Here is a 21855-nt window from a genome sequence, read left to right as displayed (position 1 = left end):
TCCTTCTTTTCTTTTACTTTCCACTCCATTCTTGAAAAAACGCGTCTAGAAATGTTTCCAAACGTTGATGGCGCGTTTTTGCGATTTCTTCACCTGTTTTTGTGTTCATTCTATTTTTTAGCTTCAGTAATTTTTCATAAAAGTGATTAATTGCCGACGACTTTTCTTGACGATACGATGTAGCGGTCATGTGCTCACGAGGTGAGATACTAGGATCATACATTGCATCACCTTTCGCGCCTGCAAACATAAAACACCTAGCAATACCAATCGCTCCTATTGCATCAAGACGATCTGCATCTTGCACAATCTTTCCTTCCAAACAACTTGGCGCTTGACCCCCTCCTCCCCGAAAAGAGAGCTTTGTGATAATATTCATCACTTTTTCTACATTTACTTCACGATCCCCACATGTCATTAACCATTCACGTACGTATTTTTCTCCATTCTCTTTACTTTCATGAAATTTTTCATCTGCGACATCATGCAGTAAAGCAGCTAATTCACAAATTGACGCATCAGCTCCTTCATGGTTGGCGATTTCGATGGCAACTTTTCGAACACGGTCTGTATGATACCAATCGTGTCCTGTAGCGTCATTTGCAAAAAATCGTTGAACTTTTTCTTCAGCATTTCGTATTGTTTGTTGATGCACAGTATTTTCCTCCTCCGTTTGATGTAAAAAAATCAGTGTAATTACATATTTATAACCCCTACCACAACTAACTAAATCTGTATTATAACAAAAATAGACCTGTATTATAAAAACGTCTATAGTTCAAGCATTGTTTAACAAGGTTTGTAACATAGCGTTAAAAAGTGTATTAGTAAATTCCGAAAATTTATTCTTTAAACTGTGACTTCAATCACAACAAAAAATTCGTTTATCTTTTATAATTCAGGTAGTTGGGAGTTATGGATAACCTTAATGAGGGGGATATATGAATGTCTATTTTACCAAAAAAGAATCAATTAGGCTTCTATGAAATTCGACTTGAGTCGATCGGTGGACTCGGGGCGAATTTAGCCGGAAAGATGTTAGCCGAAGCAGGTGTGCTTGGATTAGGTTTGAATGGTTCTAACTTTTCTTCATACGGATCTGAAAAAAAAGGATCGCCTGTTAAATCATTTATACGATTTTGTGACCCTGAAGTTGAAATTCGTGACCACTCACCTATCGAGCAACCACATGTAATCGGTGTTTTCCACGAAGCTCTTTATAAAATGGTGGACGTTGTAAGCGGTTTAGACTCTGACGGCGTGGTTCTCGTTAATTCTACACGCTCATTTGATGACGTAAAACATGATTTGCAACTTGAGTACGGAACGCTTGCAATTGTCGATGCACTTGGCATTGCCAATGAAGAAAGAACGAAAGTCAATACAGCAATGTTAGGTGCGCTATACCGAATTCTTGATTTCCTCGACCCTGATGCAATGAGAGAGGTCATTCGTAAAACATTTGAAAAAAAGTATCCTCACTTAGTCGAACCAAATATTCGAACGTTTGACCGTGGCTACTATGAAGTAGAATTTAAAACTTTCGACGCTCCAACTGATGCCAAGGCGCGAGAGTTTACAAGGCCTCAACCTAGACTTGGTTATAATACACAAGAATTGGGTGGCGTCATATCTGCACAAGCAAATAGTATCCAAAAAGATTTAAGTGGATCCCGAATAGGGTTTTTACCGGCTTTTAATCAAGAGAAATGTATCAACTGTGCGCAATGTGACACAGTTTGCCCTGACCTTTGCTTTGTGTGGGAAGAAGGCGAAGATAAGCGCGGACGTAAGCAAATGTTTTTACAAGGGATCGATTATCAATACTGTAAAGGTTGTTTAAAGTGTGTGGATGCGTGTCCTGTTGCTGCACTAACTGATATGACTGAAGAATTAGGTTATGCTGACGAGAATCAAGTAAAACACAACTTTCCACTTGTAACAGGAGGTGTACGTTAATGGCTACTTTGGAGGAAAATGTAACAACTCAACTTTCAAAAGAACAAGTTACTACGTTTGAATCAGGAAATGAAATGGCTGCCTATGCCGCTGCACAAATTAATTATCACTTAATGGGATATTTTCCGATCACACCATCAACTGAAGTCGCCCAATTTCTCGATATGATGAAGTCAAAAGGGCAGCATGATATTGAACTCGTTGCTGCAGATGGTGAACATGGATCAGCAGGGATTTGTTTTGGGGCTGCAACGACTGGTGCGCGCGTATTTAACGCGACAAGTGCGAATGGTTTTCTATATATGATCGAACAACTCCCTGTCCAATCTGGCCTTCGGTTCCCGATGGTCATGAACCTCGTCACACGAGCTGTGAGCGGTCCTCTCGATATTCGTGGCGATCATTCCGACTTATACTATGGATTGAACACTGGTTGGGTAATCTTAACAGCGCGCACGCCACAAGCTGTTTATGATATGAATATTATGGCCCTTCGTTTATCAGAACACGAAGATGTACGCCTTCCGGTCGTCGTTGCCTATGACGGTTTCTTTACCTCGCACCAAAAACGAAGAGTAGATTACTTTAAAGATCGTGAAGACGTACAATCCTTTGTTGGTGAAGCACCGTCTGGCTTTGCATCTTCCATTGATAAAGACAACCCAAAAACCATTGGGGCTCATATGAACGGAGATGACTTAATCAATAACAATTATCAACAATCTGAAGCTCTCTACAAAGCTTATGATGTTTATAAAGAAATCGCAAAAGATTTTGCAACCTTTTCCGGTCGTAGCTATGGAACGCTTGACCTTTACAAAATGGAAGATGCTGACGTTGCGTTATTCTTGCTAAATTCCGCAGCAGAATCAGCAAAAGATGTTGTCGACCGCCTTCGCGAGCGCGGAATCAAAGCTGGGATTATCAGCCCGAATATTATTCGTCCATTCCCTGCTGAAGATATTCGTCAAGCATTGAAAAACGTCAAAGCTTTACTTGTTGGAGAACGTGCTGATTCGTACGGTGCACACGGTGCGAACCTTGCCCATGAAGTAAAGTCCGCGTTACAAGAAGATAAAGAAAACGACACGATCGTATTAAACCGCGTGTTTGGTATGGGCGGAAAAGATTTCTACGCAGATGATGCTGAACAATTCTTCAACATGGCGCTAGATGCCATGGAAAAAGGCTATGCTGAAACGCCGTTTGATTATTACGGTCATACACCAGGCGAACCAGAAAAAGCACTTGAACCGGTGATTGAACCTCAAAATCGCGAAACATACAACAGCGGTCTCATTAAAGTGTCCGAAAACGAAGAGACCGGAAAATTAGATGTTCGAGTGCCACCTTTACGTAAATTAACAACGAAACCGAAACGTTTCGCTCCAGGTCATGGCGCTTGTCCAGGTTGTGGAATTTTCCCTGGTCTTGAATTGTTCTTTAAAGGGATCGAAGGTGACGCCGTCATCTTATTCCAAACAGGTTGTGCTTATGTTGTTACAAGTGCATTTCCATACTCGTCACATAAACAGAATATGATTCACAATTTATTCCAAAACGGTCCGGCTACGCTTTCAGGTGCGGTAGAAGCATTCTTTGAAATGAAAGATCGTGGCGAAGTTGACATTGACGATGACTTTACGTTTGTGATGATTACTGGTGACGGTGGTATGGACATCGGCATGGGATCTGCAATTGGAACAGCACTTCGTAATCATAAAATGATCATTCTTGAATATGACAACGAAGGGTATATGAACACAGGTTCGCAAATGTCCTACTCGACACCACTTGGTCATATGACAAGTACGACCAACGTGAGTGAAGAACGCCCAGGTAAACCGTTCCACCATAAAGATACAGCACAAATTATGGCTTCGACCAATATCCCGTATGTATTTACGGGTACGGAAGCTTATCCGCAAGATTTAATTAAAAAAGCGGCTAAAGCACAGTGGTACGCGCAAAACGAAGGCTTAGTTTACGGTAAGTTGCTTATCACTTGCCCATTGAATTGGAAATCTAATGACCGCGATGGCGAAAACATCATGAAAGCAGCCGTTGAATCATGTTTCTTCCCTCTTTACGAAGTCGAACGTGGTGAAACAGCGATTACGTACGACCCAGAAGCGAAGAATAAACGAATTGAACTTTCTGAATGGCTTCAATATATGGGTAAAACAAAACATCTACTCAAAGAATCAAATGCTGATTTATTGCAAGAATTCGCCGATGAAGTTGAGAGTCGTTGGAAAACGTTGAAAGTAAAACATGAAACCCCACTCATCTAAATCATATGAAAGGACTGGTTATCGAGTGATAGCCAGTCCTTTTCACGTATTTTCTGTTGAATGGTCATTATGATTCACAACTAATTCAAAGAGTTCTGTTTCCCTTCTCCGTTTATAATGTTTACGGATAAGTGTTCATACTTATGTTGCTTCACATGTTGTTGCCAATCCGCCTTTAAAAACGTTGTCCTCGGAACACGTTTATATGGAACGCGTACGACCATCGACGTCGAGAATGGAAAAGGGGTGATCGATACCTTCTTTTCATCCAACCACTGTGCGGCGATCAATTGATTACCTAAGTAGGGAAAACGTTGTGAAAAACCGTCGCGAAACCATAAGATTTCCTCTTGTTTATGCGCTCCTGGTTTATTCATACAAAGAAATAGCGACATATGATCACAAAATTGCAAAATTTGAAAGTGGTTGTTCAAGTGTTTCTCATCTTGTTCTGTTAAATTGAGCAATTCTTTCACGCGTTCTTGTCTTCCCTTCTCTTCCCTTAAAAACTGTTGGCTTATCTTATCGAGCCTTCCCGCAAAAAAACTTGCAAAATGTTTACTAACGAGCAAAGCAGCGTAAGGTACTGAACGCTCTAGCTTCGCCAACTCTTTTCGGTATGCTTGTTGCTTATATTTTTGCGGATAATTCACAAATGATGCAGGAATACGATCACCGGTTTCAAGAAGCATTCTATCATCTAGGTCTTTCCACGCCCGATCATGATTTTTGACAGCATAGACGACCTCATTTTTTTGGTTGTCCTTTTTAAATTGTTCATCTCCCCAAAGCTCAGCCATTTCACCTGACACTAAACCATGTTGATGTTGTTTTATTAAGATGACGTCATCTTTTTCTTTACGAACGATCATCGCCGCCCCTCCTAGACCTCAATAACTTCGCTTATTAAACATCATATTCCATCGGCGACGAATTTCTTATTGTTTTTCAAAAAAAAGAAAGACCGACTCGCAATTTATTATGGAGTGATCGGTGGCTTGCTAACCTCCGATATCTACATTGCGGTCAGTCTCGGTATTTACCCGTACAACTGTCATATTTTTATTAATGGTACTCTTCTTGGCAATCGTCACATTCATTTTGGTAGCAGTCCGCCATTTCTTCTTCTATATCCGAACCACATTCATTACAAACTTTTGCTGGCAAATTACGAAAAAACTCATTTACTGAACCTAACATCGTCTATCCCCTCACCTTTCAAAGTTGTAATTACATTGTATTACAACAACTCGTGTTTTACAACAGTCTGAGCTAAAACAATTTGCCCATTTTGTGAACATTTTCAGATAATTCACCCGAAATGACGTTTAAAACTGTTGGTATTGTGCTTATATCGTTTTTAGATTTGGGTTATTCTAGGCTTCTGTAACATAACAGTTATGCTAAAAAAAGAGCTCTTTTTTTAGAAAACAGCAAAAAAAGAAGCCACTCCTATTTTTATGGCTTACGTTGAGCACCGAAAAATGATTTGCTTCAGCCTAGTCAACCTTTTCACCCATTTGGAGTAGCTTGTTTTCACTTTGCGTGGAATGATTCAGGAAATACATTAAGGATACGATTAATCGGCGAGTAACTGATCCATTGTTTCAACGAGTCTATCAATCTCCGGTTTACTAACCTGTGCATCGGCGCCTACTTTTTTCCCTTTATGATATAAATCCTCCGTAATCAATGATGAGAAAATAACGGTTGGAAGTTTCCGCATCTCTTTGTGATCTTTTATTCGTTTCGTTAAGTGATGACCGTCCATTTGAGGCATTTCTATATCTGTAATCACCATATCTACATTTTGATCAAGAGTACCCTGATGTGAAAAACTTTCTAAAGTATCCCAAGCCTCTTTCCCATTTTCATAAAACGTTAATTGCCCATACCCAGCTTCTTCTAATGTATCCCGAAGTAACTGTCGTAAGATTGGAGAGTCTTCAACAACAGTAACTTTTTTATGAGAACGTTCTCGTTCGCCAAGCGAAGTGAGACGTTCTGAATGAATGCCCGCTTCTGGACTTATATCGACGACGATTTTTTCATAGTCTAATAATAAAACCATGTCTTCTTTCATTTTGATGACACCAATTGTCATTGCTTTTAAACCTTGAGATAATTTAGTCGGCTTTTCAATTTGTTCCCAAGAAATGCGATGAATGCGTGAAACAGAATCAACGTGGAAGGCAACTTTTATTTGATTTAATTCAGCAACAATATATTTATCCTGACCGCTACGTTCGGTTGATGAAAAGCCGATTGCTTTGGCTAAATCAATAACTGGAATGACTTCATCTCGTAATCGTATAATCCCTTTCACATTTGGGTGGCTCTCAGGCATAGGTGTTACGTCCACTGGTTGAATAATCTCGCGGACTTTTATTACATTTATACCAAATGTACTTGAGCCAATTGAAAACATAATCACTTCTAACTCATTTGTACCACTTTCCAGTAATATCCCTTGGTCCTCTTCCGACATGAGACTTTCCTCCCTATTTCGTAAACAAATAACTTAGTTTGCTACTCTTTTAGCGTACCATGTTTTTCTATCATTCTCTAGTTCTTTCTTATTAGGTATTTAAATTTGCCCAGCATTTTTGTTCAATAATTTGTCAAAATTAACGGTTGCTTCTATAATGGTGGAAAGAGAAAGTTTAGAAAGAAAGGGGGGCGTTACGTTATGAGGAAACAGCTATTAGCTGTATTATTCATGCCGATTTTGTTTTTGGCGATGCCTTTCAATCGTATTCACGCTGAAGAAAATGGTGACGGTGCAAGCTCACTCATCGATGGACCGCTCATGATTATCGCAGTTGCTACGATTGTCATTATGATTTATTACATGTTTCGTGACTAGTACATATTAAGTGCTGAAACGACACGGATAAAGGAAAAGTTGACTCACCTGCGTATGTTGAGTCAACTTTTCTTTTAATACTTCTTCTGTTAATCCTCTCATCCTGCCATTAATGAATACGTTCAATCTTTTTTATCGTCATTGATCGATCATTTCTCTGGACCTCATTCCATATCTCCTCACCACCGACTACATGTCCGAATACAGTGTAATGATAATCATATTGAGGTGCTCCACCTTCTGTCATGTAATAATTTTTGACTGCATCTGGAAAATCATACCCGCGTTGTTCAGCAATTTCATCCAAAACGTCCGGATCTGTTCGCCTGCTTTCATCATGAATGATCGTAAATGCTCCTTCATCATCGCTTTCAGATAATGTAGACAGTGCACCGTGAAAATGAGCGAGCTCACTCGCATACTCCCGCGGAAATGGTGAGACTTTTTGCATATCATGTCCATCTGCGTGATAGCCATGTACACGACCGATCAATTGCACTCCCTCATACTTCCCCTCTTCTACGTACGATAAAAATTTTTCCGTCGTTTTTGGCGCTTGTTTCGTAAATAACTTTACGTCTAAGTTACCTAAGCTCGTATATATACGTACACGTTCTTCTCCTGGTTGTATATCATCACGAAATTGTATGTACTCACTCGGCTGTAAATCACGATCCGTTGATGCATTTGCTTGAGGTTCATTCATCGTACACCCCAAAAGTGTAACAAAAGCGATAATCATTAACGGATTTACTAAAAAATGCATATCTCTCACACTTTCTTTTCGTTTTAAACTAGTTTGTTTCAATTCTGTCCTTAGTAAACGTAACTTCGAAAATCTATTTTACATGAACTGTGATTCGAGTCACCGACAGTTACTTAAAACTCCTTTATGATAATGATAACGGTTATCAAATAGTTATTTTCAACAACTTCAAGGAGGAATTTTTAATGAGTATATCTATTCAAGGAAATATGAAAGTAAAAGACATCGTGATTCAATGGCCACATGCGGATCAAGTGTTTAAACAATACAAAATCGACTTCTGCTGTGGAGGAGACCGTCCATTAAGTGAAGCAATTGAAGAAAAGAACCTCGATGAAGCAGTGATTTTAAAGCAATTAGAAGAAGTGAAAAAGGAAGAAGATGCACGAAAAAATGAGGGCGAAACAGACTGGATGAACGCCTCTTACACAAAAATTATTGACCATGTTACACGTCACCATCACGGATTTTTGTTAAAAGAACTACCAGACTTAAGCTTTTATGTAACAAAAATCTTCCGTGTTCATGGTGAGGACCATGCAAACTTAGCAACAGTACACCGTGTGTTTCACGAGTTAAAAACCGACTTGGAACAACATCTAATGAAAGAGGAACAGCAAATTTTCCCTGCCATGAAGGCATATGAATCTGAAGGTGGGCACGATCGTTGGAAAGCAGCAACAGATGCAATAAATGAATTAGAAGACGAACACGAAACAGCAGGTGATCTACTTAAACAACTTCGTGAAGCAACAAATGACTATGCTGTACCTGAAGGATCATGTACAACATTCCAAATGACGTACAAACGTTTAGAAGAATTAGAATCTGACATGTTCAAGCACGTTCATCTTGAAAACAACATCCTCTTTCCACGTATACAAGATGAAGCATAACATCATGTTAAAAGAGTCAGCTTTTGAAAGCTGACTCTTTTTTGGTATCTTTTTCCCTTGATCTTTTGACGTAAATCGGTCACAATAATACAAGAACATTTGTTCGCACCTTCTTAAATAACGAGAAAGGAGCGTTCTTTTATGAGCCGATTATCAAAAAAAGAAGAACAATTGAGTGAGACGTACATTTTAACAGAACTTACTCGTTCTGTTTTAGAAAGGGATTTAAAAGCTTTTCAACAGGCGCCTGTTAAGTTGAAACAACCTTACATCGCTCTTTTAGAAAAGACATTAAATACGATCAGTAAGGAAAGTTTCAAATTAAAGGAACAGATGCGTGACTTAAACCTTAACGTTAGCAAACAGCAGAGTGACGATACATTTACCGAGTACATGATTTTTTGTCGTGGATATGTACTGACAGCAAAGTATATGAATACTCACTTACGCAATCAAGTTGCTGACTATATTTCACGTTATTTCACTTCACAAGACATGGAGGGCAATCACACTCAGTCTTCGTAAAGACTATTGCTCTCCTTTTTGGCTTTACATACTTATGTACACCATGGTGATCAATTAATGGTCATTATTTTGATCGTCTTCATTCTTCGTTACATCTTGTGGCGTATAATACCCTTGGTCCTTTACTTGTTCGTAAGCATTCGTTAAGATACCTTGAATGGCTTGACCGCGATTTCGTTTTCGATGCTTATATTCTTGAAACAATGATTGACCTTGGTACCCTTCCTCGAGCAAGTTCTTTAATAACATGTCAGAAAGGTCATCTTTTTTCACAACGAGAACACCGTCCATTAATACACTTATGTTCTCGTTTAGCTCATGAATCGAGCGAACAGTACAAACGATCGTTGCAGGGTCATTCGTCTTTTTTGTAATCGTCACTTCGGCCATAAACGGTTGTTCGCTGTTTTCATATTCTTCAAAAAATGATCTCCAATCCGGGGAGACAACTACTTCAATAAGCCAATCTTTCTTTGCCTCTTCCTTGTTAATAATTAAGCCATCATCTAAAGGAATCGTTTTACTTTGTATTGCTTCTTTACGATCATGATCCTCATCAAATAAAATCATAAATGAACAAAGCCTGAATGTTTTCACTATTCATCCTCCTACAGGGGGACCTCTCCCTCTTTTCTTTATTCAACATATGGATAAAATCCTTTGATACAATCATAAGAAAAACGAGGCTTTTCGCCAAGTCATATTATTTATATATTCATTATAATCGAATACGAACAGATTACGGAAAGGAAGAAAACATTTGACGTTAAACAAAATCGCTGTCATTACAAATCCTATTCATCCATCAATGCGAGAAAGTTTTTATACAATAGAGACGTTATCATCGGTCAGACTATATGAATGGTCAAATGAGCGTAACTACAATCAATCCTGTACCTATAAACTTCCGCTCACATTAGATGCGATCATTCAAGCACTGAGTTCTGTCGATGGTGTCATCATCCTGAGCACGCCAACATTTCACCATGAATGGAAGCAAGGTGAGGATCAAACAATCACACGAATGTATCAAGCGGTCATAAACCATTGTTTTAAAAAAGCAGGCGTACATATTTGCTTTTTCCCTTCACAAAATGATGAATACGAAAAGAAAACACTTCATCATACCTCAGAAGGAGACCGCTTACAATCACAAATGGAAACCGTACTTGAGACATGTGAATTCTTCTTTAAAAATGTACGTAATGATAAAATAAAATCCGCAAAGAAGCGACGTGTAACCTCAGTACAACAGTTTTCAACTCAAAGCAAACACCCTGCTATATACTGGCGCCAAACATACTTTAACTGGATTGAACGATGGACAAAAGGAGCCATTCATGTTGACGAAACAAAACATAATATCCATTTTTTATTACGAGGCACAGGAACACCTTTAATCAGTTTTAATGAAGACCTATACAGTGATGAGAACATCGATAGTTTATTCATAACAAGCGGAGCATTAAATCATGAAAAAACAAACGCCAACCCACTTGCAAGAATGTACTTTCTCACCAATCACGACGAAAAACAATTATATATAGGTCTTATCCATTTTCAACCTCATTTATATTGGCCTATATACCGATATACACAAGGTATTTTGCATGCATTCGTTATGAATCGGTTCGGCGCGTACATTAAACAAATGTAGAAAGTTTGCAATCTTCTCCTTAGCGTTGAGACATTTATTGCCTCGGTTAAATGAAACGATATCCCGTAAACTAATTGTAGTAAACAAAAAGGAGGAGATATTCATTCGAAAGCGACATGGACAAAAAGACGCGGCCATTTCAAATAATAAAACACCAAAAGAAAGTCTCCCAGATGTAGAAGAACAATATCGCAGAAGCAGTCACAATCGCCCTAAAACAGGTCCGGGTTCAAAAGGATAACGGATTAGACAGAAATATAAATGAAAATGAGAATGAAAATTTGTTTCGCACACTTAAAAAAAGGAGCATTTTCATGAAGAAAAAAGAAACGAAAAAAACGCCAGAAATCGAAAAAACAGACCGACGTGAAATTGAACATGAGACCATTCACCCAGGAGAAGACGATATGGGGGGTACTCCGAGATACGTGTAAAATTAGGACATAGGATGGGAAATAATCCCATCCATTAATCTAATACCAATCGCCCATCCACTGGTTGAGGTGTTGATTCCAAGTTAATGATATATTCCCCGAACCTTTTAATGTGACTCATTAAGTAAGGGCTTAGATGGCTGATGTCATCATCGTGTACCTCATAACCCTCCTTCGACAAGGAACGTAGCACATTCGTAAGATCTACAACATTGTGAAAGATCAAGGCATTAGATACCAATTCATTGTACTTTATGATCTTTTCTTGTTGTTCCGGATCGTTTGTAGCGATGATTCCTTTACCACCGAATGAAAGCCACTCCGAAAAGCCATGAAAAGCTTCGACTTTGTTGGTCTCAGCTGTAATTTGTTTTCTTACATCCATATCGGAGATATAGAATAATAAGAAAACGGTACGAACGACACGCCCGAGTTCACGGAAGGCTTGGTACAGTCGATTTTTTCGACTATAATTGCTAAGCTTCCGGAGAAGAAGAGGTGACGACATTTTACCGGCTTTGATGGAAAGCACGACCCGCATAAAATCTTGCCAATGCGTTTCGATTAATGGCCAATCAATGGCATCGCTAAATAATGCATCGATATGTTGATATGTTGTATCCTTTGTGGGACGGTAAAATTTTAAGGCTTTGATATTCCTAATGCGGGGCATAAGTTTGATGCCTAATAAATAGCTGAGCGCAAAGACCGGTGTGGATTGCCCCTGCGTGTCGGCAAACAGCGTATCCGGTTGAACATCGGACTCGTTCTGTAAAAGACCTTCAATAATATAGACAGCTTCCCATACCCCACAAGGAATGAAATGGCTAAATAAGGCGATATAATTGTCCGAAATATGATGATAAGCTATGCCTCCGTATCCACCATAACGAATATGATTTTCGGCAAGCAAATTGTTCTCATACGTATCACGCTGGGTGCCATCTGCGGCAGCTGTCTGCCCGGTTCCCCATCGCTTTGGGAGATCCAAGGTTGCATAAGCATTGATAATATCTTGATTAGCTTTAGCCAAATTCTGTGTTGTAACATGGCGTTGATGAACAAAGGAAAGGGTTTTGGGCGTGATATTTTCTCGCATATGCCGTGCAGCTTGGTTGGGTCCTAAATTACACCCGTGTGTAAATGTATTCAAAATATATCGTTCTTGTGGACGGTCCAACTTTGGATCTGAACCCGAAAGAGGCCCAAAGTGACGGCTCCAGTTCACCCAATGATCCACATTGCCAAGCATATCGATGACATGATGCTCAGGCATATGTTCTTCGATGGAAGTTTCCAGACGTTTGAATGTCGCACCGGGTTTGTTCTTTGGCGGTTTTTTCAAAATGGGCTGACCGTCGTCATTGATGGTTACAACGTTCTCTTTTTGAGGGTACGTATGGTCGACCTCTATTGATTGTTGGGTCATCCACGCTTTTAACTGTTTTACAAATCCCTCACCATCCCGGGGGAAGTCCATTTCTTGGCAATATCCTTCTAGCATAGGCAGGCATTCGTCCCAACTTAACAATTGATCTCGATAATCCGCATAGGCTTCTGAACCTTGCACACAAATGTCTCCGGTTTTCAAATCCTGAGCGATGTATGAAAAGACACAAATCTCCAAATGCCTGCGGTGAAGCTTCCATTCACCGCTTTGTTTCACCCTCACTGTTCGTTTCCATTGCTCCGTCGCAAAAGTTAAGTCAACATCATCCGGCAACCAATTGGTTTTTCGATGACGGTGCTTCATGATAAAACCAAGAGCTTTTAGGACGGAGGTATCCTGACTCGTCGATGTCAGGGTCAGGGTTTCCGCCAAACGGAACAAAGTGGAGCGATAAGATCGAAAAAATTTGAGAATCAGAGGCAAATAGTTATTGCCATGATACGAAGCTACGGCTTCACAGTCATCCAGTAGGGTCCGTACATCCCCTCGAGATTCCAAGATATCTTTGATTTTTTGTCCGGCGTCTTCAACATGGGGATCCTCCTCCAAGGCATAGAGGACTTCCGTGAATGTTGAAACGAGGTGCTCGGTCTTTTCCCGTTGCTGGTTACGGATCTTTTCTAATTCGTCTTTGCCCGCATTATGGAGGTTTCCCATGCGTTTCATCAGCATCGTGGCGAGATTATCCCGGGTTTTCATCTGAACATCGTTAATCAACGACAACACAAGCGTATAACGTTTGGCATCGCCAAAGTCTTTGATTTCTTGGACATCCAAGACTTTCGCTTGTCCGGCAAAATGTTTGAGTTTCACGGGAGGGATCCCTTTCAAGTATCTGTTCCCATCTCCAAACGATAACAACCAATGGTAGAGGTCAATTTGTTCTTTGATTTGGGACAGATTGGGCTTCTTGGGTAACTGCTTCAAACGATTATACGGACTATAAAAATGGCCTTCTTTTTTATATAACAACTGTTCGATGTGTTGACGTTCTTCTTGAGGTAACTGCTCAAACACGTTTTGAAAATATTGTTCATTGATGAGCCGACGAATACGCCGAGCTAACCGGTCCAACGTGTTAAATGCCGGTAGCTCGTACGAATGATTCACAAGTTCAGCAACTGCCACGCTTACCAAATCAGCCGGATGATCCATGGTTTCGGCTGATTGTTGAATTGCATGAATTACCACGCTCTGTGCTTGCTTTCCATAAGGGCGAACGTTGATGTATTCACGGATAAATTGGTAATGGCGATAGAGGGTTCGATTGTTTTTATAACCAATCTTTACTTGATCATCGAAATGAAGGCAGTTTCGAATATGTGTAATAATCGTGGTAGGGATATCATTCCATTTAGGAAAGTATCCGAGATTTTGAAAGCATTTCAGCAAAACTGTAAGGTTAAGGGTTGAAGAGGGACCTCGAGCGATGCTTCGAATCCATTTTAATTCTTCTGACTTGGGCGTATAAACATTATCTAATTCGTTTTTATTGAAGTTTCTTTTGAACTGTGGATATGCCGTTCGTTCTATGGAGGCCAATAGGAATGACTCCTTTCTTGGACAAGATATAGATGAATATACCAATTCCGATTTCATTCATGCATCAAGATAGATGTTTTGAACCGCCTGTGCTTTATCTTCTTCCGTAGGTTGACTGTAGCGAAAGATCATATCTGCAGATTGATGACCAGACAATGATTGAATCACCGAAAGATCTTCCCCTGAACGAACAAGGCTGGTGATAAACGTATGGCGTAATTGGTGAGGATGAACACCATATTTTTCAAGAATGGTCTGAACACTACGGACACTAATACGTCTCTTACGATTGGACAAGAATAAAGCTGCATGATCATCCTTTCGTTTTTCAAGATAAATTGTTAGGGCACGTCGGACTTCAGCGTTTAAAGGGATATGTCTTTCTTGATTCCCCTTACCGATAACCCGAACATTTCCTTTCCGTTCACTTTTTTGAATATCATTTCGATTAAGCGAAACAAGTTCATGGACGCGAAGGCCTGTATAGAGCAGCATGATGACGATCGTATAATCTCTTTGGTTACCTGAGCGATCCACTTCACGAACCACTCGATTCCGTTCAATGCGACTCAGCCCTTTAGGGGCTTGTTTTTTGATGTCAGCCATTTTCATTACTCGAATATCTTTAATGGCCTGTGTATTGCCTGACCATCTTGAAAATGCTTTGATAGCGTTCCAAATCTTCTGAATCGTTGCAGCACTTTTTCGCTGCGCCGCTAAGTAGTCAATATACTGCTGCACATCGGAGCGAGCGTACGCTTCTAAATTTGTTCCCACACTTTCTAACCAATGTTGGAAATGTTTGAGCGCATGAACGTAGGTTTTTTGTGTCGATACAGATTTTCCGGAACATTCTTCTTGGAATGCTTCTAATAATGTTTTCGCCAATGTTCTCCCCTCTTTCATCCTTTAAATAATTCTATGATATATAATTACATGCATAAAATTCAAAATATGGGATGATAAAATAATAAATCCATATCTTATCCTCAATGATATACTCTATTCTCCATTTGTTCATGTAAAAGGACATTGACCCATTAATTACATTGGTATAATATTACTTTTATAGTGTATATTTCAAAAATTAATATAAAGGGGTGAACTAATAACGCCACCTCAGGTTATCATCAGTAGTCTTGGAATATATGCTATTATCCACTTCAAAGACTTACATTCATGAAAGATAAATTTTTTAAAAAGGGGCGATGATCAAATGGCATTAAAAAAGAAAGTATTAATTGGGTTGACATCCGTTAGTCTTATGATTCCGTCTATGGCTTTGGCAGTTGAAGAAGAACAAGATGAAGCAATGGGCGGCTGGGTTGAAGGCGAAGGATATTGGACAAACAACGATTCCGATATCGGAGCACTTTCAGAACCCGATAATCATGATGGATGGAGAGAAGCAGGTCCAAATGAAGATCAATATCGTTCAGTAGGTGTAACAACTTGGCACGGTCAATATCATTATACGCGTGCCTTAATGGAAGGACATATTTGGGGCACCGTGTATGCTGATAGTGGCAGGGTTTATGGTACTGGGTCGACTGAAGCTAGATCACCGTGGACCGAGAGGAACGCTTTTGCCCAAACATTTTGGGGAACTTCGTAAATACTAAATCAATAGCAATATGCTACTGAATATAACAAAGCTACCATCAATTGAAATGGTAGCTTTGTTCCTTGATTTGGAAAGGGGGGAAGGAGTAGTGAATAAAGTTACGATCACTAAATTACGAAAAAACGGTACGGTATGGCTTATCATGCTGTATTCACTGCTTAGTATAATGATGGTAACATTCAGTCTTTATCAAATAAATCAACAAGAAGTTAGCATCCTCAGCCGTGGGCTATATGAATCTAACCCTTCGACATTTACGGTAACTGATGATGAAGAACCCATTGACTGGCGGAAGCTTAATAAGGACGATGCATACTCTATTTTCGTAGAGATAGAAGAGTCATACAGAGGTTTTTATTATCAAGAAGATACATATTCACCCCCGATGGTATCTGGTCGTTATTTCGAGGAAGAAGATTTTTATAATGATAAACAACGGGCGGTGATCGGTCAATCCGTAAGTGAGGATGAATTAGAACAAATTAAACGAGATGGTTATGAAGTCATCGGTATTATGGGAGGCTCCTACTCTTCGCCCATTGATGAAATGATATTATTTAACATAGATGCAGTTGAAGAAGGAAATCCAATTCCTTCCGCGGTCTACGTACTGAATATAAACAACGGGCAACTTTCTCCAGATCATTTGAATTTCAATAACACTCACATTTCTGTTGATTCTATAAATCGGGGAGACATTGGAGCAGAGAGATTTTTGGGGACAGAAAATTATCAAGTTATCACTGGGCTTTTTTTTATACTACTTTTGTTCTGTTTAAGCTTCTTTTTTATCCAATATTGGGTAGCTCAAAGAAAGATCGAGATTCGTATCTTGTGGCAATTAGGTATAAATCCTAATAAACCTTACAAAGATTACGTGGTTTCATTATTTTGCATCACGTCTTTCCCTTATTACTTAATGGGATTGATAAGTTTTTTTTGGGTATTACAGTTTTCTTCAAATCCACAACATACAAGCATGCACACACAAAACCTGTTAATTGGATATGGATTAATTCTTTTCTCTGCTGGTCTGTCAATTTTGTTATCTTATAGAAAATCAAGGAAATATATAATGAAGTGAGGGGGATGGATAGGCCTTGATTTATAAAGAAGTAAAAGAAAGTATTGCACGGAGAAAATTGTTTACGCTTTTTATCATGATTGGTGTAATGATATTTCTAACGACTGTTACAATCTTAATACAAAGTTATATAAATATTATGCAAAAAGAAGCCTTAATAGATTCTTTTGAGGGTTTAAACGTATATCAAATATCGGATACATTACTTGAGGATGATGACTTTCAATCATACTTAAACGAGCCAAACTCGTTAGAACGAGTAAAAAGCTTATATGAGTATTTAGAAGATGATATCAATGAGAAATTTATATATAATTTTGAACAACCTATTGAAATGTCTACTGATATAGATGATATTGAAGAAGAATTTTTACAAGGTTATGAAGAGGGGAATCCTTTACCTCCTGCTGAAGATGAAGATGGTGATCTTTATTATTCATTAAAAGCTGTTCAGTTAAATGAACAAGCTTTTGAAATGTTTCCTGTTAACTTGAGTGAAGGAACATCTTTTACTGCTGAGGATTTCCATCATGCAAACAACCCAGGAGTAATTCCAATCCTCCTAGGAGCTGATTACGCTGACACATACCAAATTGGAGATACCTTACATGTCAATTACTTATTTGAGGAATTTCATCTTGAGGTTCAAGGATTTGTTGAATCAGATTCATTTGTTACCAGTCCTCAATTACCAGAAACCTATTTGGATCGATATATTATAATGCCAGCACAAGAGTTTGAAGATCCTTCAGACAATACAGAAGAAGAATTCCAACAAAGACATTATTTTCAAATGATTAACGGGGCCATTTATAGTTCAGAAGAAAGGAATGTTGTAGAAGAAGAAATTGAGTCAGCAAAAGCAGCAGCAGATTTCCCACACTTTGAATTGATGGGCTATTCAACGACTGTTCTTGGTGATTTTTTCGATGCCGTTGAAGAAAATATCTACTGGGTTTTATGTTTATCCATTGTTCTGTTGATAGCATGCAGTTTAAGTATCTCAACTTTGATGATAAAGAAAATCCATGATAATTACCGAAACATGATGATTCATCTAATATCTGGAGGAACTATGAAGTCACTTTTTCAGTATTTCTTGGCAGAAGTCTTCATTACCGTCGGTATTCCCGGGGCATTCATCACTTTTTTATTTATGACAGTCCTTCAAGATTTGCCGCCATTATACGTTTTAGTCATGGCAGCGTCTGTGGTGGGGATGATCTTATTAGCGGTCATTCCGATTTATATCCAATTTCGTCGTTTAACAATCTCTATGTTGTTGAAACGTGAGGAGTGATAATTGTGATTGAAGTTAAAGATTTAAAAAAATCTTACCCATTTGGAAAAAGCAAAATTGAAGTATTGAAGGGGGTTAACTTAGCAGTAGAAAAAGGAGATATGATTGCTATAATGGGACGGAGTGGCTCCGGGAAATCCACGCTGCTTAATATCCTTGCTGGATTGGACCAACCAGATAGTGGAATCTATTTATACGAGGAATCTCGAATTACTGATAAGAGAATGGATGAGTTAGCCAACTTCCGTAAAAAGAATATTGGATTTATCCTCCAGAATTACCCTCTGATTGATAGTAAAAATGTTGCTGAGAATGTAGGGTTACCCTTGCGATATAGTAAGAAATCAAACAAACAAAGAGAAACAGAAGTTACCCAAGTACTAGATACATTGGGGATTAACTATTTAAAACATCGTTGGGTAGATATGTTATCAGGAGGAGAAGCACAGCGAGTGGCAATTGCACGGGCATTAGTTCAACATCCTGACCTAATATTGGCTGATGAACCTACGGGATCCTTGGATGAGGAAACGGAAAAAGATATATTAGATTTATGTAAAAGATTGAATCATCAAGGTAAAACGATCATTCTTGTCACTCATGATCAGCACGTAGCAGCCGTATGTCATAAAGTATATTATATACAAGGTGGCACTGTCGTTGACAAATAAGTAAGTATATAAATAAGCTAAGGAAGGATAGATCGATGTATCATCCTTCCATAGCAGTTTCATAGGTAATATATTCCATCCTATGTCCTAATTTTACACGTATCTCGGAGTACCCCCATATGAGTATTCAAAATGACACTTATGCTCCTGGTGAAAACAATGACCTAAATGAAAACATGGGAGAGCATCAATGAAAAAGAACCATACTCAAGTAAACGAAAACAAAACCGAAAACAATCGTCGTAAATATCTTATTCGAGAAGAATTATCTGACGGTGGCGCAAGAAATGAAATGATTAAAAAACAAACAGGTAAACATTGTGGCGGCTTATAGACAAAAGGCTGTGCCAAAGAAGCAATTCTTTAAGGCGCAGCCTTTTGTCTTATTTATAAACGAATCGGTTGTTTTTTTTGATAAGTAAGCATTCGCCATATCCACTCTAAAGGACCGTAACGGAAGAAACGAAGCCAAAAATAACTAAATATGACTTGGAATAAATAGATCATCACTGTAAACACGATACCGAGTGCAGGGCCGACACTCCCGTATAATCCGAATCCAAACCCATTAAAAATCATAATACAAATAGCCGTTTGCATAAGATAGTTTGTCAGTGCCATCCGCCCAACATACGATAATGGGGATAACAGCTTTTGCATACGTTGTATACGGGACAACTTTACAAAACTCGTAATATAAAATAAACAAATGACAAGACCGTTGATGCTTGCAATCAATTCAACAAGTGCTGGTTGTACAACAGAATCATTTAACAACCACCCTTGTTTTAATACGAACCAAACGGTTGTAAAAGTAACACCAACAAACAACGTCCATTTCCACACGCGATGAATCCAACCAGTATAAGAGGACAAGTTGTATAATATGCCTGATTTAGCAACATATAACCCCAATAAGAAAACTGCTAAAACAATGGGTACAACCACGAATAAATCCCAAACAAGCAAGGGTAATTCATATTGCAGACGGAATAAAAGAATATCCATAAACGAACCCTCTGGATAAATCATGAACGCCTGCTCAATCACTGTCGTAAGCTGTGATTGTTCTTCTTCTAATTCTGACACAAAACCAAATAATGTCGTAAACAACAATAATGTAGCTAGTACACCGTGAACAAATAAAAAAAGTAATATCGCCCACTTACGTAAAGATTGTGCAGTCTTATCCCGGAATAAAAGTAACAGGAAGCCCGCTATCGCGTATGTAAATAAAATATCACTACTCCACAAGAACACGAGGTGAATGAATCCCATGCCCCCTAAAATGATGAGGCGGCGACGATAGTATGGCACAACTTCTAATCCCTTTTGTTCAATTCGCTCCATAAAAATATAAAAACCAATACCAAAAAGAAACGAAAAGATCGTAAAAAAACTACCTGAGGCAAACATATCTATCAACCAGATAACGATTTTATCTGCTGTACTTTCCCACACCGACATTTCAGCAGCTACAAGTAAAATTTTCGGCGTGTTAAAAAATTGCATATTAACAAGAAGAATACCGAACAAAGCAAAACCACGTAGAACATCGAGAATCTCAATGCGGCCTTGTTGTTCGGTAGGTTGAACTTGTTGTTTCATATTGTATCCATTAGAAGTGGCTTACACCCTAATGAAACACCTCCTTTAAAAACTGCCCAAGATAGACCTAAAGACAGTTGTATGACTCAATGACAACTAAATAATGAAGAGTGTCATTTAACTAATTTCACATTTAGTATAATAACCAAATTGGATCATACCATCTCAAATGAGATCAAACAACAGGACAAGCCAAATATGAAAAACAATGTAATTTTATGGGGAAATGCTGTTTTCTTTTTCCCGAGAGTGATCTGCTTGATGACGTTGATCCCACCACCCTTTGCCATAATACAAAATAATAGACAAAGCGAAAACAATATATCCAACAAGCAAATAGCCCCATTCTGCTCTTGTGACCGTCATTGGAGCGCTAAGCAAACTGAGCATCCAAACCATCGATAAGTTCCCGATAACCGACGACCAAAAATAGCTAGAAAACGAAATTGGAGAAAGCGCTGCTGAAATCGAAATTAGATTACTTGGCATGAAAGAAACATTACGGAGAACAACAATAAAGAAGACGCCGTACTTCTCCATTAAATTGATGGGCTTGGTATATTTATCGCGCTTTTTTTCCCAGAAAAGTCGCGCCCATTCAGAAAATAAATAACGACTCAATATAAAACAAATCATTGCACCGAAAAACGTGCCGATAAAGCTGTACAAAAAGCCCTCGTAAAACCCAAACACTAAAGCATGTATCATAACAACAAGAATAATCGGGAACAATGTAAATATCCCTTGAATAACCATAAGTGGAATCGTCAACCATAAAACGTTATAACCATATTGTTCATGTAATGTTCCAGTAAAATAACTGATATTCGCATTTTGCAAATGAGCTAATATGTCGGTTTGAACGATAAAAATAATAAAAATAATCAGTAAAGTTATAACGAGTGATTTTTTCATACCATCATCCTTATATGGGAGTGCATCTTAAATTCAGTGATAAATTAATCTTCAATGGTTCTGAACAACAATCCTAATGTGTATTAACAAATTGGTAAATGAATGATTGAAGTCACACATCTATACTTCACATCACCATTTTATGCAATGGCTTACCAGATACTTGTCTGACCTAATATACTTAATGCTAAATCATTCATTTATATTACATTGTAAAAAAAGGTTAATTGTACTATACCATAATTTTTTTGTTCTTTCTTACTC

General features: G+C 38.6%; 21 protein-coding genes. 11 read left to right on the top strand and 10 right to left on the bottom strand.

The window, feature by feature from the left end:
- Window positions 1-13: 13 nt before the first annotated feature.
- Complete coding sequence (locus tag HNQ41_RS13295) at window positions 14-655, bottom strand: HD domain-containing protein (protein ID WP_184664918.1); 642 nt, start codon at window positions 653-655, stop codon at window positions 14-16.
- A gap of 290 nt (window positions 656-945) precedes the next feature.
- Between HNQ41_RS13295 and HNQ41_RS13290 the strand changes: the two genes are divergently transcribed.
- Window positions 946-1959: a 2-oxoacid:acceptor oxidoreductase family protein gene (locus HNQ41_RS13290; RefSeq protein ID WP_184664917.1), complete on the top strand. Its 1014-nt coding sequence runs from the start codon at window positions 946-948 to the stop codon at window positions 1957-1959.
- On the top strand, window positions 1959-4253 hold the full coding sequence (locus HNQ41_RS13285; RefSeq protein WP_184664916.1) for a thiamine pyrophosphate-dependent enzyme: 2295 nt from the start codon (window positions 1959-1961) through the stop codon (window positions 4251-4253). Before HNQ41_RS13290 ends, HNQ41_RS13285 begins: the two co-directional genes overlap by 1 nt.
- A gap of 80 nt (window positions 4254-4333) precedes the next feature.
- Here the strand turns inward: HNQ41_RS13285 and HNQ41_RS13280 are convergent, their stop codons facing one another.
- From HNQ41_RS13280 to HNQ41_RS13270, 3 genes are all read right to left on the bottom strand, one after another.
- Window positions 4334-5125 carry a DUF3891 family protein gene (locus HNQ41_RS13280; RefSeq protein ID WP_184664915.1) on the bottom strand — a complete coding sequence of 264 codons (792 nt, stop codon included), beginning with the start codon at window positions 5123-5125 and terminating at the stop codon, window positions 4334-4336.
- Window positions 5126-5318: 193 nt separating this feature from the next.
- Complete coding sequence (yhfH, locus tag HNQ41_RS13275) at window positions 5319-5453, bottom strand: protein YhfH (RefSeq protein ID WP_184664914.1); 135 nt, start codon at window positions 5451-5453, stop codon at window positions 5319-5321.
- Window positions 5454-5832: 379 nt separating this feature from the next.
- The gene (locus HNQ41_RS13270; protein ID WP_184664913.1) at window positions 5833-6741 is read right to left on the bottom strand and encodes a chemotaxis protein; all 909 of its coding nucleotides are present in this window, start codon (window positions 6739-6741) and stop codon (window positions 5833-5835) included.
- Window positions 6742-6942: 201 nt separating this feature from the next.
- Here HNQ41_RS13270 and HNQ41_RS13265 point away from each other — a divergent pair, with 201 nt between their 5' ends.
- Entirely contained in the window at window positions 6943-7119 is a 177-nt protein-coding gene (locus HNQ41_RS13265) for a hypothetical protein (protein ID WP_184664912.1), read from the top strand.
- Window positions 7120-7228: 109 nt separating this feature from the next.
- On the opposite strand, the gene HNQ41_RS13260 is transcribed toward HNQ41_RS13265, so the two are convergent.
- Window positions 7229-7825, bottom strand: coding sequence for a peptidylprolyl isomerase (locus HNQ41_RS13260; RefSeq protein ID WP_184664911.1), 597 nt, complete (start codon window positions 7823-7825; stop codon window positions 7229-7231).
- Window positions 7826-8070: 245 nt separating this feature from the next.
- On the opposite strand from HNQ41_RS13260, the gene ric reads away from it, so the two are divergent.
- On the top strand, window positions 8071-8781 hold the full coding sequence (gene ric / locus HNQ41_RS13255) for an iron-sulfur cluster repair di-iron protein (RefSeq protein ID WP_184664910.1): 711 nt from the start codon (window positions 8071-8073) through the stop codon (window positions 8779-8781).
- A gap of 141 nt (window positions 8782-8922) precedes the next feature.
- Window positions 8923-9306 carry a YhjD family protein gene (locus HNQ41_RS13250; protein ID WP_184664909.1) on the top strand — a complete coding sequence of 128 codons (384 nt, stop codon included), beginning with the start codon at window positions 8923-8925 and terminating at the stop codon, window positions 9304-9306.
- 54 nt (window positions 9307-9360) lie between these two features.
- Here the strand turns inward: HNQ41_RS13250 and HNQ41_RS13245 are convergent, their stop codons facing one another.
- Window positions 9361-9903 carry a YwpF family protein gene (locus HNQ41_RS13245; protein ID WP_184664908.1) on the bottom strand — a complete coding sequence of 181 codons (543 nt, stop codon included), beginning with the start codon at window positions 9901-9903 and terminating at the stop codon, window positions 9361-9363.
- Between the two features lie 163 nt (window positions 9904-10066).
- Between HNQ41_RS13245 and HNQ41_RS13240 the strand changes: the two genes are divergently transcribed.
- Entirely contained in the window at window positions 10067-10963 is an 897-nt protein-coding gene (locus HNQ41_RS13240; protein WP_184664907.1) for a hypothetical protein, read from the top strand.
- A gap of 468 nt (window positions 10964-11431) precedes the next feature.
- On the opposite strand, the gene HNQ41_RS13235 is transcribed toward HNQ41_RS13240, so the two are convergent.
- Together HNQ41_RS13235 and HNQ41_RS13230 are read right to left on the bottom strand one after the other, a co-directional pair.
- The gene (locus HNQ41_RS13235; protein WP_184664906.1) at window positions 11432-14389 is read right to left on the bottom strand and encodes a Tn3 family transposase; all 2958 of its coding nucleotides are present in this window, start codon (window positions 14387-14389) and stop codon (window positions 11432-11434) included.
- 57 nt (window positions 14390-14446) lie between these two features.
- Entirely contained in the window at window positions 14447-15277 is an 831-nt protein-coding gene (locus tag HNQ41_RS13230; protein WP_246421684.1) for a tyrosine-type recombinase/integrase, read from the bottom strand.
- Window positions 15278-15605: 328 nt separating this feature from the next.
- On the opposite strand from HNQ41_RS13230, the gene HNQ41_RS13225 reads away from it, so the two are divergent.
- The 5 genes from HNQ41_RS13225 to HNQ41_RS13205 all read left to right on the top strand — a co-directional run bounded on the left by HNQ41_RS13225 (window position 15606) and on the right by HNQ41_RS13205 (window position 19402).
- The gene (locus HNQ41_RS13225) at window positions 15606-16004 is read left to right on the top strand and encodes a hypothetical protein (protein ID WP_106587959.1); all 399 of its coding nucleotides are present in this window, start codon (window positions 15606-15608) and stop codon (window positions 16002-16004) included.
- 97 nt (window positions 16005-16101) lie between these two features.
- Complete coding sequence (locus HNQ41_RS13220; protein WP_181315245.1) at window positions 16102-17097, top strand: FtsX-like permease family protein; 996 nt, start codon at window positions 16102-16104, stop codon at window positions 17095-17097.
- Between the two features lie 16 nt (window positions 17098-17113).
- Window positions 17114-18397 carry an ABC transporter permease gene (locus HNQ41_RS13215; RefSeq protein WP_106587957.1) on the top strand — a complete coding sequence of 428 codons (1284 nt, stop codon included), beginning with the start codon at window positions 17114-17116 and terminating at the stop codon, window positions 18395-18397.
- Between the two features lie 5 nt (window positions 18398-18402).
- Complete coding sequence (locus tag HNQ41_RS13210) at window positions 18403-19068, top strand: ABC transporter ATP-binding protein (RefSeq protein WP_106587956.1); 666 nt, start codon at window positions 18403-18405, stop codon at window positions 19066-19068.
- A gap of 190 nt (window positions 19069-19258) precedes the next feature.
- A complete protein-coding gene (locus HNQ41_RS13205) occupies window positions 19259-19402 on the top strand; it encodes a hypothetical protein (RefSeq protein ID WP_184664904.1) in 144 nt (47 codons plus the stop codon).
- 53 nt (window positions 19403-19455) lie between these two features.
- Here HNQ41_RS13205 and HNQ41_RS13200 read toward each other — a convergent pair whose 3' ends face one another.
- Both HNQ41_RS13200 and HNQ41_RS13195 read right to left on the bottom strand, forming a co-directional pair.
- Entirely contained in the window at window positions 19456-20676 is a 1221-nt protein-coding gene (locus HNQ41_RS13200; protein ID WP_184664903.1) for a DUF418 domain-containing protein, read from the bottom strand.
- 216 nt (window positions 20677-20892) lie between these two features.
- Window positions 20893-21591, bottom strand: coding sequence for a TVP38/TMEM64 family protein (locus HNQ41_RS13195; RefSeq protein WP_184664902.1), 699 nt, complete (start codon window positions 21589-21591; stop codon window positions 20893-20895).
- Window positions 21592-21855 lie beyond the last annotated feature (264 nt).

This window comes from Texcoconibacillus texcoconensis (assembly GCF_014202575.1).
In the GTDB taxonomy this organism is placed as follows: Bacteria; Bacillota; Bacilli; order Bacillales; family Salisediminibacteriaceae; genus Texcoconibacillus; species Texcoconibacillus texcoconensis.
This window is presented reverse-complemented; position numbering and strand designations above follow the sequence as displayed.